Source organism: Dryocola clanedunensis subsp. sulfonylureivorans, assembly GCF_016756775.1.
Taxonomy (GTDB): Bacteria; Pseudomonadota; Gammaproteobacteria; order Enterobacterales; family Enterobacteriaceae; genus Dryocola; species Dryocola clanedunensis.
Genome location: NZ_JAERMU010000013.1, coordinates 1 through 12,575 on the forward strand (window position 1 = coordinate 1; position 12,575 = coordinate 12,575).

At 51.8% G+C, this 12,575-nt stretch carries 10 protein-coding genes and 1 tRNA gene; 3 read left to right on the plus strand and 8 right to left on the minus strand.

All coding sequences use genetic code 11. The annotated features are described in order from the left end of the window. The 7 genes from HYQ67_RS14505 to HYQ67_RS14535 all read right to left on the minus strand — a co-directional run. The coding region (locus HYQ67_RS14505; RefSeq protein WP_202304455.1) for an OmpA family protein at window positions 1-1,427 on the minus strand (1,427 nt) is incomplete at its 3' end. After that, window positions 1,424-2,098: a type VI secretion system protein TssL, short form gene (gene tssL / locus HYQ67_RS14510; RefSeq protein WP_202304465.1), complete on the minus strand. Its 675-nt coding sequence runs from the start codon at window positions 2,096-2,098 to the stop codon at window positions 1,424-1,426. The genes HYQ67_RS14505 and tssL, both read right to left, overlap by 4 nt. After that, window positions 2,095-3,435, minus strand: a complete 1,341-nt coding sequence (tssK, locus tag HYQ67_RS14515; RefSeq protein ID WP_202304473.1) for a type VI secretion system baseplate subunit TssK — start codon at window positions 3,433-3,435, stop codon at window positions 2,095-2,097. Before tssK ends, tssL begins: the two co-directional genes overlap by 4 nt. A 16-nt stretch (window positions 3,436-3,451) precedes the next feature. After that, window positions 3,452-5,002 carry a type VI secretion system contractile sheath large subunit gene (tssC, locus tag HYQ67_RS14520; protein WP_202304482.1) on the minus strand — a complete coding sequence of 517 codons (1,551 nt, stop codon included), beginning with the start codon at window positions 5,000-5,002 and terminating at the stop codon, window positions 3,452-3,454. A gap of 35 nt (window positions 5,003-5,037) precedes the next feature. Then, window positions 5,038-5,535: a type VI secretion system contractile sheath small subunit gene (gene tssB, locus HYQ67_RS14525; protein WP_202304490.1), complete on the minus strand. Its 498-nt coding sequence runs from the start codon at window positions 5,533-5,535 to the stop codon at window positions 5,038-5,040. A 657-nt stretch (window positions 5,536-6,192) separates the two neighbouring features. After that, complete coding sequence (locus HYQ67_RS14530) at window positions 6,193-7,500, minus strand: lactonase family protein (RefSeq protein WP_202304492.1); 1,308 nt, start codon at window positions 7,498-7,500, stop codon at window positions 6,193-6,195. A 104-nt stretch (window positions 7,501-7,604) separates the two neighbouring features. Then, window positions 7,605-8,162, minus strand: a complete 558-nt coding sequence (locus HYQ67_RS14535) for a carboxymuconolactone decarboxylase family protein (protein ID WP_202304494.1) — start codon at window positions 8,160-8,162, stop codon at window positions 7,605-7,607. A gap of 575 nt (window positions 8,163-8,737) precedes the next feature. Between HYQ67_RS14535 and HYQ67_RS14540 the strand changes: the two genes are divergently transcribed. The 3 genes from HYQ67_RS14540 to HYQ67_RS14550 all read left to right on the plus strand — a co-directional run bounded on the left by HYQ67_RS14540 (window position 8,738) and on the right by HYQ67_RS14550 (window position 11,746). Then, window positions 8,738-9,916, plus strand: coding sequence for a mechanosensitive ion channel family protein (locus HYQ67_RS14540; RefSeq protein WP_202304496.1), 1,179 nt, complete (start codon window positions 8,738-8,740; stop codon window positions 9,914-9,916). Between the two features lie 155 nt (window positions 9,917-10,071). Next, window positions 10,072-11,532 carry an AMP nucleosidase gene (locus HYQ67_RS14545; protein ID WP_202304498.1) on the plus strand — a complete coding sequence of 487 codons (1,461 nt, stop codon included), beginning with the start codon at window positions 10,072-10,074 and terminating at the stop codon, window positions 11,530-11,532. Window positions 11,533-11,670: 138 nt separating this feature from the next. After that, window positions 11,671-11,746: transfer RNA gene (locus HYQ67_RS14550), tRNA-Asn, on the plus strand. Between the two features lie 129 nt (window positions 11,747-11,875). On the opposite strand, the gene nfsB is transcribed toward HYQ67_RS14550, so the two are convergent. Next, window positions 11,876-12,529, minus strand: coding sequence for an oxygen-insensitive NAD(P)H nitroreductase (nfsB, locus tag HYQ67_RS14555; protein WP_202304500.1), 654 nt, complete (start codon window positions 12,527-12,529; stop codon window positions 11,876-11,878). Window positions 12,530-12,575 lie beyond the last annotated feature (46 nt).

Consider the following 12,575-nt stretch of genomic DNA (forward strand, 5'->3'; position numbering starts at 1 on the left):
GTATGTCCGGCCACCACAATCAGCCAGCCCGGTTTGGCCTTAATGCCAACCAGCGAATTCACCAGCATTTTGGTGGAGCCGGTTTTCAGCTCTGCCTTGCCGGAATCGAACAGCGACATACTGTCGAGACGGATGATTTTGGGTGCTGCCCTGGGAGCAGGCGGTGGTGGGGGCGGCGGCGGTGGCACGTAAGAGCGTATGGCATCCAGAACAGCCATGCGCAGATGCTCACCCTGATACAAACCCAGACTCATGCGCAGGGGTTCGCCGTTGCGTGCCCAGCGATCCAGCTGGGCCGCATCTTCGCGTAAGACCTTCACCGCATCCGCTTTCGGAGCGTAGTCAGCCATTGGAATACGGTCATAGTGCTGAATGTCAAAGCTCAGACGGTGGAGTAGCTGGCGATTGTTCCAGCCGCTGCTGCACAGGGCAGCAATGGCTGCGAGGGTGAAAATCGTCAGCCCACAGCGCCATGCCCGCTGACGCGGCGTCAGCCCATGACCTTCCGGCAACAGCGGCAGCACAAAGTCTGGTAGCTGAGTTATCGATGAACTGCCTGCTTCTGAGGGCTGCCAACCGGCCACATTGCGCAAAGCTGTGTGATGGGTCAGCCAGTCCGTCCAGACGGAAGGGACTTGTACGCCGCTCAAGGTGGGAACCATGCCCCATAGCTCCGCCGTTGGCAGCAGCGGCGGTATATCCGGATTTTCATCCATGAATACCGCTTTGACGTGGTGACGGAACCAGGCCATCAGGTTGTTCATGAGCACCTGCTGCTGCAAAGCCATAGCACCGCCGGTGCTGACCCATGAAGCAATGGAGCAGGGAGCCGAAAACTCCCGCCAGACGCTGACGCCTTCTTGCGGAATAACGGCCTGCCAGAGCGTGTCACTGGTCATCGCGCTGCCCACCAGCCCATTCAGAACCAGCGGAATGCTGTGGCCAGTATCACGACGTAGCTGACTGATTTGCCAGCGCAGCGCCAGCAGACGGCTGGTTAGTTTGTCGTTCTCAACGTGCAGCTGAGGGCAGACGGTGACCATGACTGACAGCTGACGCCCCCAGTCCGGGCGCAGCCACAACAGCTGCTGAGCCACCTGCTCTACATCCTGATGTTCGGCCACCCGGATCCAGCAGCCCTGGCTCACCGTCAGGACTGGCGTCTGCTCGGGCCATGCCTGTGGCATATCACCACAGACCAGCACCACCGGTTGGCGATAGCTGGCTTCAGGGAGATTCTCGAGGCACACGCCGGTCTGAGATTCACGGCGGCGGCTGGTGACATACCAGACAGTGCAGATGAATACCCAGACCATCAGCATTAACAATATTGCCGCCAGCGGAGAAACCGGTAAAAATCCCAGGCAAACAATGCCTGCCAGCCCCGCCGCCCACAGTGCCAGTAAGCGCCTTTGTGCAGGACTCATTTTATCGCCCCAGGCAACAGCGTCGTGACCATCTGGTCAAGCCATTGGCTTAACCCCCACCACAGTGCGACCAGCACAATCAGGCTAATACCAATCCTGACAGGCCAGGAGGCAAACCAGCCTCCCATCCCGCGGCTCGTACTGGCACCGGCAAGAATCGGTTCCTCCTGTGGGAAGCTGAACGGCGCAACCTGCTCACCGAGCGCTTTAACTAACTTTTCCCGCGCGGGATCGCTCAGCGAGGAGTAGCCGCCAAGAAAACCCAGCAGCATCACACGATGAAAGCACGTCAAAACCGCTGTGTCTGGTGCTGGTTCGCGCAGGACGTCACGCATCCGGTTGCAAAGCTCATCCCCCGCATCCAGGGTGCCGAGGAAATGTCCTTGCAGCGGAACGTTGTACCACTGCACGCAGGCATCATCTTCTACACCGCGGCCTTTAACGGCCTCATCCAGTAATGAACACTGGGCGTACAGGATGTTCTTACAACTGGCTTCGTCCATTCCTGCTGCTTTCAATGTTTGCTGGACGTGCTCAACATCGGCGACACAGCGCTCCCACAGCACGCGCCCTTCCCCGTCTTTAAAGTTCGGCCCATGCCGCAGGCTGATGACCTGTAACCAGGTGTTCTGCAGCAGCGCATCAATATCACAGGTGTCTTTCTGTCTCATGTTCTCAGTACCGCAAAGAGTTCAAGTTGAGGTTCGCCCAGCATACCTGGGACATAAAACACACAGCTGCCGCTGGCCAGCATCTCCGTGGCGACCTGATGCGACAGGTCGAGTGAGAAATACTGGTTTTCCAGACGCAGTGGTATTGCTGCGGGGACGTGGCGCAGGGGTTTCAGCGGTACACCACGCTGGGAAGAATTCACGATGCTGGCGACATGATCCTGACTGCCGACTTTGCATTGCAGGGGGAATTGTTCCTGCAGCTGGGCAACCGGTAATGGAGAACGGACAGAAAGGTAATAGTCCGCTCCTTCACGCAAGCGCGGGTCATGCAGACGAGCATGCCAACGATGCAGACGTGAATCGTGCGTCAGTTCGACCGCAACCACTCTTGACGGCAGGCTGGCTTCCAGCAGATCGCTAAGTAAATCGAATAGCGGTGGGAACACCTCATTGAGCTGCTCATGTTGCCAGGCAGGAATGGCGCTAACCTGGTGTTCAAGGGAGAACGTCAGCAGACTGCCTGCCAGCCTGGCAAGCTCCGGATACAGGCGCTCAACCGGGCTCTGCGGATAACGCAGAAACTGACCGAGTACCGGCTCCGCGCTGTTCAGGGCATTGAGTAACCAGAACAACGAGACATCTGCGACGGCAAAATCTGCCATCCGCTCATTACTTTCACGACGCATGGCCATCAAACGGGTCAGTCGGGCGCGCAGTTGAGTCATCAGCTGGTCGAGCTGGGTCATTAACCAGCGGCTACTCTGCACCATCAGCAACGGCGGCAGGAAAGTATCATCCAGCGTCCACACGCCCTGTGAGTCCTGCTGCAAACGAGCGATCGGACAGGTCAGATAATCGCTGTTATTCTGGTGCGCAAAACGTAGCGTTAGCTCCGGCTGCATGACCGCAATCTGACGGTTATCATCACCGAACTGGTTACGCACATCGTGCCACTGCTGGCGATAGCGAACGGGCCGCTCTGCCTGTTCATCCGGCTTCAGGCAATTGCCGCCGTTGGCACGCAACAGCGGCAATGCGAGCACGACTACCGTTTCATGAGACTCCCCGCCAAGGGATAATACCGGCGGTAGCGCATCCGCATTGTCAGTATCAATGAGCGTACCGTCCTGAAAACGGACGTGTAGACGCCGGGCCTGCAAACGGCCCAACTTCAGCGCGTCGATTTCAAACCCGGACGCCAGCACGCCCCAGGGATGGGTAAGCCCCATTCGGGCAATACATTCGGCAGACCAGGCCGCATACGCGGCCTGTTGCTGGAAGTGCTGGGGCGAGACCATGATCCCCCTGCCCCATAACGGTTGTTCCGTTTTCATCGGCTTCCTGCCTTAGTTATGCTTTCGCCTTCGGCATCTGGGAAACCAGTGACAGGTTGACGTCCATGCCTTCTACCTGGAAGTGCGGGATGGCGTACAGTTTCACGCGGAAGAAGCCAGGGTTGTCTTCGATGTCTTCAACGGTAACTTTCGCATCGCGCAGCGGGTGGGAGGCCTGCAGCTCATCGCCCGGATCGGTCATTTCGGTGACCAGACCGCGCACCCAGGTGTTCAGCTCAAGCTCCAGCAGACGACGATCTTTGGTCGTACCGATGTTTTCGCGCTGAATCAGCTTCAGGTAATGCGCAATGCGCGACAGCAGGAAGATGTACGGCAGGCGCGCGTTGATGCGGCTGTTCGCCGTGGCATCTGCGGTGTCATACAGAGCCGGTTTCTGGGTAGAGTTTGCAGAGAAGAAGCACGCGTAATCGCGGTTTTTGTAATACGACAGTGGGATGAAGCCGAGGTTGGCGAACTCAAACTCGCGGGTTTCCGGGATCATCACCTCAGACGGGATTTTCACCTGATTGCCGGTGCCCAGGTCGTAGAGGTGGATCGGCAGGTCTTTCACCGCGCCGCCCGCCTGCGGGCCACGGATTTGCACGCACCAGCCGTTGTTGATGAAGCTTTTTACCATGTTGGCGGCAAAGGCAAATGACGCGTTGGTCCACAGATATTTATCGTGTTCCGGGCCTTTCACCTCTTCAACGTAGTTGAAGCTGCGCACCGGCACGGTATCCGGGCCATACGGCAGGCGGCCCAGCACGCGCGGCATCACCAGGCCAATGTAGCGGGAGTCGTCGGTATCGCGGAAGCTCTTCCACTTGATGTACTCGGCGCGGTCGAAGTAGTTGCCAATGTCTTTGATAGCCGCCACTTCTTCCATGCTGTCTTTCAGGAAGAACTTAGGCCCGGCCGATCCGATAAACGGCATATGGGCCGCCGCGGAGACTTTGGAGATGTTACGCATCAGCGCCACGTCCTGGGCAGAGGCATCAAACTCATACGCTGAAATGACCGCAGCAACAGGCTCACCGCCAGGGGTGTCGTATTCTGCGATGTAAGTCTGACGGTATAAGCCACTCTGGATAATTTCCGGTGAATCTTCGAAATCCTGACGCAGCTCGTCTTTGGAGAGATCCAGCAGCTCCAGCTTCACGTTCTGGCGGAAATCAGTTTTGTCGACCAGTGACTTCAGACCGCGCCAGACGCCTTCGACGCGCTGGAACTCATCATGATGCATCACTTCGTCGAGCTGACGGCTTATCTGAAAATCCAGCTCGGCAATATGGTGGTCAAGAATGGTTTTATCCAGCTTCTCAACTTTCTGTCCGGACTTTTGCAGGCACTGCATAAAGACTTTTACGGCGGCGGTCACGCGTGCATCGGCTGAGGTTTCTGCCATAAAGGCATTATCCTGAAAACCGTTAATATCGCTAATTTCAGAGACGGGCGTTAAATTGATTTTATCAAACAGAGAAGCGTACACCCCGCCCTGCGGCAATGTTTTTTCAACGGTTGCGCCACTGGCCTGAGACTGGGATTCGTTATTGACTGACATAAGCATTTTTCTCGTTAGTATTCCGTTAATATTTCCAGTAATTATTGCTGGGCAGGGGCGAGCGCGTTCAGTTCATTGCGCAGCTCATCTGAGAGCGTCGGGTCCTTTAATATCTTTTCCAGCTCTTTCCGGAAAGTCACATTATCGAGAAGGTTGGATTTGAGATCGCGCAGAAGATTACGCATGGCAAGCATGGCTTTCAGCTGGGGAATTTGGCGGGCAACCTGTTCTGGTTCAAAATCTTTCATATCCTGAAACGCCAGTCGGATATTTTCCTCCGTGCCGTCACCGGCGAGGGTGTTTTTGACGGTGAGGTTAACTTCGGGAGAGAGATCAGCAAGTACGCTATTGAAATTGTTCTTGTTTATGTTGATTTTTTCACGTTCAGAAAGGGTTCCTTCCGCCTTACCATTACTGAAATCACCTACGCTCAGCAATTTCAATGGCAGCTCAACTTTCTTCTGCGCGCCTCCCGTCACCAGGTCTAATTTTATGTTAACGCGGGCCTTTGGTATTTCGGACTGAAATGAATCTGCCATAACCTATTTATCTCCTGAATGTGTTATTGAGTCCCTGCCAGAATTGCCCAAAATGTAGATATAACGGCAGGCCATTTATTTTTACACTTCCTGACACTGCCCGTAAACAGGACAAAACCGAATTGATTATCCATGGCGATTCTGCATCAAATTCTGACACCAGCCTTAAGCCGCATCAACAGTGGGGTTCAAGGCAAATATCCCAAATAAAAACAAAATTGACTAAATTTATTTTTAAACCTTTTCCAGAGATTTACGATTTTTTTTGTGACTTACGTCACTAGTATAATTTATTAAACAAATATATTAATCATCCAATAACGGACTAATAAGCGAACGAAACTATTTATAAATATCCATTATAATCTGCGAAACTTTTAAGCCATCATTAACAATATAATTAAGCATGGCTTAATTAAAAGCGGGAGTAAAAGGGAAGTTAAGCTCTTTGCTGCTCTTTTTTTTACAAAAAAAAACCACCGGCATGCCGGTGGCCAGACTGATGACAAAGCTGAAGCGAATGCGTTTCGCAACGATCTCACCGAATAAATAACAAGGAAAATCAATCCATTGATTTTCGCCTGCTTACCACAAAGAAAGAAAAAACCACCGGCATGCCGGTGGTTTTTCGGAACGAATATCCGCTCTGTTAGCTCATCATTTTTGGTAAGGCACGGTCACCAGGCCATATGAGTGAACCAGTGCGCTGCCTGGGTACTCACCGACCTTGGTCAAGTCGCCGTTCTGCTTGTCGATTTTAAAGACGAAGGTTTTCCCGGTGTTGCCGCTGATGGTGTTGACATAGTTGCCGTCGGCACTGAGATCCATATCGAGGAAATACTCGTTAAATTTGGCATCCTGATAAACGATCTCTTTTTTAAGCTTGATACTGCCGTCGTTGTTGACGCTGTAGGTTGAGATACTTGAGGTCAACGGGTTGGTCGTCCAGGCAAACTTACCGTCCTCAGACGCGGTGACCCAACATACTGCCTGCTCCCCACCCCAGATACCTTTCCCCGCCAGAACATCCGGGGAGACCATTGTCAGCTTGCCAGCGGTGTCAATATTATAGGAGGTCACGGAGCCCGTTTGCCCCTGGAAACGCTGCAGGAATGGATATTTCTTCTTTTGCTCCGCCGTTGAATTATAGAAATTACGACCGCTGTCAATAAAGCGCGTTTCCGTCACCAGCAGCGTGGCGTTCCCGTTTTCACCCTTGACGATTTTTGTGCCAATCGGCAGGGCAAAGAAGCGATTTTTATTGGCCTGCGGCGAGTAAATCATTGATACCGGTTTTGCTGACAATGCGCCGTCGTCGCCAATTGCATAAGAACGAACCAGGCCTGTAGTAATTTCAACAACAATCAGGAATTTTCCATCAGGGGTAACTTCAACGCTTGCCGGACGGCCAGACAATGTGCGTACTGAATCTGGCATTGCTTTTAAGGAACCATTTTCATCAATGGTATAGCCTTTGATATTGCCTTCGGCTGGGTCATCGGCGTTTTGGCCCATACTGACGACATAAACGTAATTTTTATAAGAGGCAATTCCGGTAGGTTTGACATCACCGGCGGCCACTTTATTGACGACTTTAAGCGAGAGATCGTCCTGAACATGTAGCGAGGTGACAGTACCATCGCCAGCGTTCACCACCAGAACGTTTTTTTTATCTGCCGAACGCCATAGGCCATAGGCGGAAGCTAAAGGATCAATACCATCTTTGAAGGTATGGCCTGATTTCGGATCGTAAGGCAGGCCAAACAGTTCGACCAGCCCTGTCCCCTTGCCACCCGTTTTAAACTCGCCGATTTTTGACAGCGTCCCATCGGAATACTGGGTATAACCGATGATTGAATTTTCTTCTGCGTTGTTCGTCGCGACATACACACCACCGGTGATATCTTTAGCCGCAACGGCAAATGAGACAGAAAGAAAAACGGCACTTAATACATACTTCCTCATCGAAACGCTCCATGACAGTAGTGAAAATAGAATAATTACTGCACTCAGATTTCCCATGCTGTGCACAGGGCGTAGTGAGTGCGACTACGTAAGAAATGGTCTGTTTATTTACCTGGCGCTTCAGATACTTTTCCCTGCACCATAAAAATCCTGGCCCAGATATCCATCAGAATGACGACGTTCGTTAACTCTTCAATTTCCGGCTTGCTAAAATCGGCTTTAAGCAGATTTTTGTAAGCTGTCCGGGAGGTATCATGATTTAAAGAGGAAACTGATTCAGCAAAAGCCAGCGCTGCTTTTTCTTTATCAGTAAATAAATTGCTCTGTTGCCAGGTTGACAGACTGGATACCTTAGCGGCTGGAATACCCATTTTGACCGTCTGTTTGGTATGCAGGATCACGCAATAGTTACAGTTATCGATCTGCCCCACACGCAGCCGCACAAGCTCCGCCAGATTGCTGTCCAGATGGGTTATCGTCTTTGAATCTGAACCATAGGCATGCGCCCAGTCTTTAGGGATTTTCAGGTAGTCCGTTTGATTTGATGTCAGACCACTGTCTTTGAAAACCACATCATCATAGCCGCGTTCGGTAATATCTGCGGCCAGGGAAACATTCGACACGCTGAATAAAATCAGCGATGCCATCAGGGATTTAAACATCGGCATTCCTTTCGTCCTATTTGTCAGATAATTTAGATATGTTTGATGCAATGACTGCAGGAAACATCCTTACCATTTATTACAGAAACACTAGAGTTAAATAGCCACACGCACAAATTAATTGCATTAAAAAGCAAAATCGAAATATTAAAATTATTCAAACACAGTGATGATGACTGGCATTCAGGAAGAGCGTTTTTTTAAGCAGCACCATAATAATTACAGCAAGTATTACTTACCCTATAAATTATCTCATTCATAATTATTTGCAGGCAAAGGCTAGCAACTACTGGTTTTTTAAAAAAATATTTCCGAAAAATAAAATAAACCAATCATGCGATATAATAGATACACTTTTAATTCAAATAATAACCATTCACAGAACATTAGACCACTGGCGTGTGAATTAATAACTTTTTATATTTGACGGTCACCCTCATGGTAAAACAACAGAATTGGCTACTGTGCACATTGATGATTAACTGTCCAGTCTCCCACACGGTGTGATGGTTTACGCTAGCCTGAGCCAAAACGACGGTGATTAAAAAGAAGCACTTCCCCGGAGAATGAAAGCTATGTTCGATGAATGGTTCAGCCACAATATGAGTCTTGCAGAGTCCCTTTCTATTGCCGGAATATTCTGCGGCGGAGCGCTGGTTTTCATAATATTCAAATTTTTCATCTCCCGGCTCATCGTCAGGAAGCTCATAGGTTGTGCAAGCTGCCACAGCGATGACATCAATAAGAAGACACGGGTTTACAATAAAATCGCGCTGATTGCAGGGCTACTCACTGCCCTGATACTGACGAATTACTTACCCTATGTGCCAACTGCAGTGATGAAAGTGATGGTACCGGTGAACACCAGCCTGCTCATCGCCACGGTGGCCTGGTTTATATTGAACTTCCTCGATACGGTTTATAGCAATTATTCACTACGGGCGCGCACCAGTAACCTCTCCATTAAAGGTTATATGCAGCTGGCAAAAATAGTTGTCTTTTCAAGCTCGCTGGTCTTAATTGTCGCGTCCCTGGCCGATAAATCACCGTTTATCATTTTGTCCAGCCTGGGCGCGGCCGCTGCCATTATTTTGTTTTTATTTCAGCATACCTTGATCTCTTTAGTCGCCAACTTGCAGGTCTCTTCTTCTAACGCCATTCGTCTGGGAGACTGGGTTGAGATCCCGCACCTGAATATCGATGGTATCGTGACGGATCTGGCTCTGCATACGACTACCGTACAGAACTGGGATAATACCGTTTCCAGCGTGCCAACCAAGACGTTCATCACTGAACATTTCACGAACTGGCAGCCCATGTTCTCCTCCGGTGGCAGAAGGATCAAGCGCTCGATATTTATCGATCAGCAAAGCTTAAGATTTGTGGATAAGGAGATAGCCGCATCACTGAATACGCTGTCAAATTTAACCACTCTGGATTTCTTTGAGTTTGATGAGACAAAAGTGCTGATAAGTAACCTGACAATCTTCAGAGAATTTGTCACAAACTACCTGAAATCTCGTCCCGATATTCGTCAGGATATGACCATCATGGTCCGCCAGGGCGCGCCATGCTCGGAAGGGCTACCGGTTGAAATCTATTGCTTCACCTCGAAAGTAAGCTGGATAGAACATGAGACAATACAGGCCGAAATTGTGGAGTTTTTGATCCCCATTACCCACTATTTCTTTCTGCGTATTTACCAGAAACCCTCCGGTGAAGATGTTGCCAGCGTTCTGACGGCAAACAATTGATGGCACAGCCTCGCCCCATCTGCGACAGAAAAGTGGGCGGCCGTGTCGCTGTTTAAGTTTTCACATTCCTGCTACATCCCTCTTCCGTTCTGGCGCGGCCATGACATACTGACTGGACCCGCGTCCACCCGGCATGCCCGGAAGAAGGAGAAATAATGAACAATGACGCTACACACTACGGGCTGACGCCCGAGCAGGCTCTCGATAAACTTGAATCCCTTTTTGATGAAGCGGTAAGCGCGCTGCGTGAGGCCATCGATACCTACACGCGAGTAGGTACCCTCCCCGACCCAATTGCCCGCACGGCTGGCCTGTTTGTCTACCCGGAACTGCGGGTTAGCTGGAATGGCACAACGAACAAACCAAATAAAACCAGGGCCTACGCGCGCTTTACCCATTCTGGTAGCTACACCACCACCATCACCCGCCCCTCGCTTTTCCGCCCTTATCTTTTCGAGCAGCTCACCCTGCTGCATGAAGATTACGGCGCGCATATTGAAGTTGGCCCATCACAGCATGAAATCCCTTATCCGTACGTGATTGATGGCTCCAGCCTGTCGCTGGACCGCTCGATGAGCGCGGATTTAACCCGTCACTTCCCAACGACCGAGCTGGCACAAATTGGCGATGAAACGGCCGACGGCCTGTTCCATCCGACGGAGTTTTACCCGCTCTCCCATTTTGATGCCCGCCGTGTGGATTTCTCTCTTGCTCGCCTGCGCCATTACACGGGCACACCGGTTGAGCACTTCCAGTCGTTCGTGCTGTTTACCAACTACACCCGCTACGTGGATGAGTTTGTGCGCTGGGGCTGCCAGCAAATCCTCGATCCTGAAAGTCCCTATGTGGCGCTTTCCTGTGCCGGTGGCGTATGGCTGACGGCGGATTCGGAGGCTCCTGAAGAAGCCATTTCAGATCTGGCGTGGAAGAAGCACCAGATGCCGGCCTGGCACCTCATTGATGCCAAAGGTACGGGGATCACGCTGATTAACATCGGCGTTGGCCCGTCGAACGCGAAAACCATCTGCGACCACCTGGCCGTACTGCGCCCGGACGCATGGCTGATGATTGGCCACTGTGGCGGCCTGCGCGAGAGCCAGACGATTGGCGACTATGTGCTGGCCCACGCCTATTTACGCGACGATCACGTACTGGATGCCGTACTGCCTCCGGATATCCCAATCCCAAGCATCGCCGAGGTGCAGCGTGCGCTCTACGATGCAACCAAGCTGGTCAGCGGCATGCCGGGTGAGGAAGTTAAGCAGCGGCTGCGTACGGGTACCGTCGTCACCACCGACGATCGCAACTGGGAGCTGCGCTATTCGGCGTCAGCGCTGCGCTTTAACCTCAGCCGCGCCGTCGCCATCGATATGGAAAGCGCAACCATTGCAGCCCAGGGCTATCGCTTCCGCGTCCCGTACGGCACCTTGTTATGCGTTTCGGATAAGCCGCTGCACGGCGAGATTAAGCTACCGGGTCAGGCAAACCGCTTTTACGAGGGGGCGATTTCCGAGCATTTACAGATCGGTATTTGCGCCATCGACCTGCTGCGCGCCGAAGGCGAGCGCCTGCACTCACGTAAACTGCGCACCTTTAACGAGCCGCCTTTCCGCTGAGCATCATCCAGTATTTTCATCAGAAAAAACCGGTAAGCGCGGTAGGTTGCTGCAATTAACAGCAGTTGAACGCAATTGTTCAAATCAGGCTTTGACAACCTCCGCGCACCTCGCTAACATGCGCCCCGTTCACACGATTCCTCTGTAGTTCAGTCGGTAGAACGGCGGACTGTTAATCCGTATGTCACTGGTTCGAGTCCAGTCAGAGGAGCCAAATTAGAAAAGCCCGCTTAAGGAAACTTAAGCGGGCTTTTTGCTTTTGCGTGACCCGTCCTGAATAGCGCTGGTTTACCGGACGACGCCTCGCTTTTTGACCTGCGGTTCGCGTCATCCGTAGACAGAATTAAATTTCGGTCAGGATCTCGCTCATGGCCAGGCGGGATTTCGGCAGTCCGGCGTTGAAATCTTCCACGCTGCGGTAGCCGACTGGCACGATCACAAGGCTGGTATAGCCCTTCTCGCGCAGGCCAAACTCCTCATCCAGGATGCGTGCGTCAAAGCCTTCAATCGGCACCGCGTCGATATTCAGCGTGGAGACGCCCAGCAGGAAATTGCCGACGTTCAGATAGACCTGTTTCTCCATCCAGTGCTGCGCGTCTTTCAAATCAAAGCGGTGCATATTCACGAAGTAAGAGCGACCTTTGTGCTGACCTTCCATTGCCTGCTGGCTGGCGAAACGCCCGTCGGCATGCTCTTTTTCCAGCAGCGTTTGCAGATGAGTTTCGTCGATGGCCGTTTTTGCACAGAAAACGACGACGTGGGAAGCGTCCAGAACTTTACGCTCGTTAAACACATAGAAGCCGGAGGTGGCTTTGGCGATGCGTGCTTTCGCTTCATCGCTGCTGGCGAGAATAAAATGCCACGGCTGGGAGTTAGTGCTGGACGGGCTAAGGCGCAGCAGATCTTTGACTTTAGCGATATCCTCTGCGCTGATTTTTTTCGTCGCGTCGAACGCTTTGGTTGAGTAACGAGAGGACGCTGCATCAATAATGTTCATGATTATTCCCTGAGTTAGTTAACATAGGTCGCAAAGACTTTTGCGA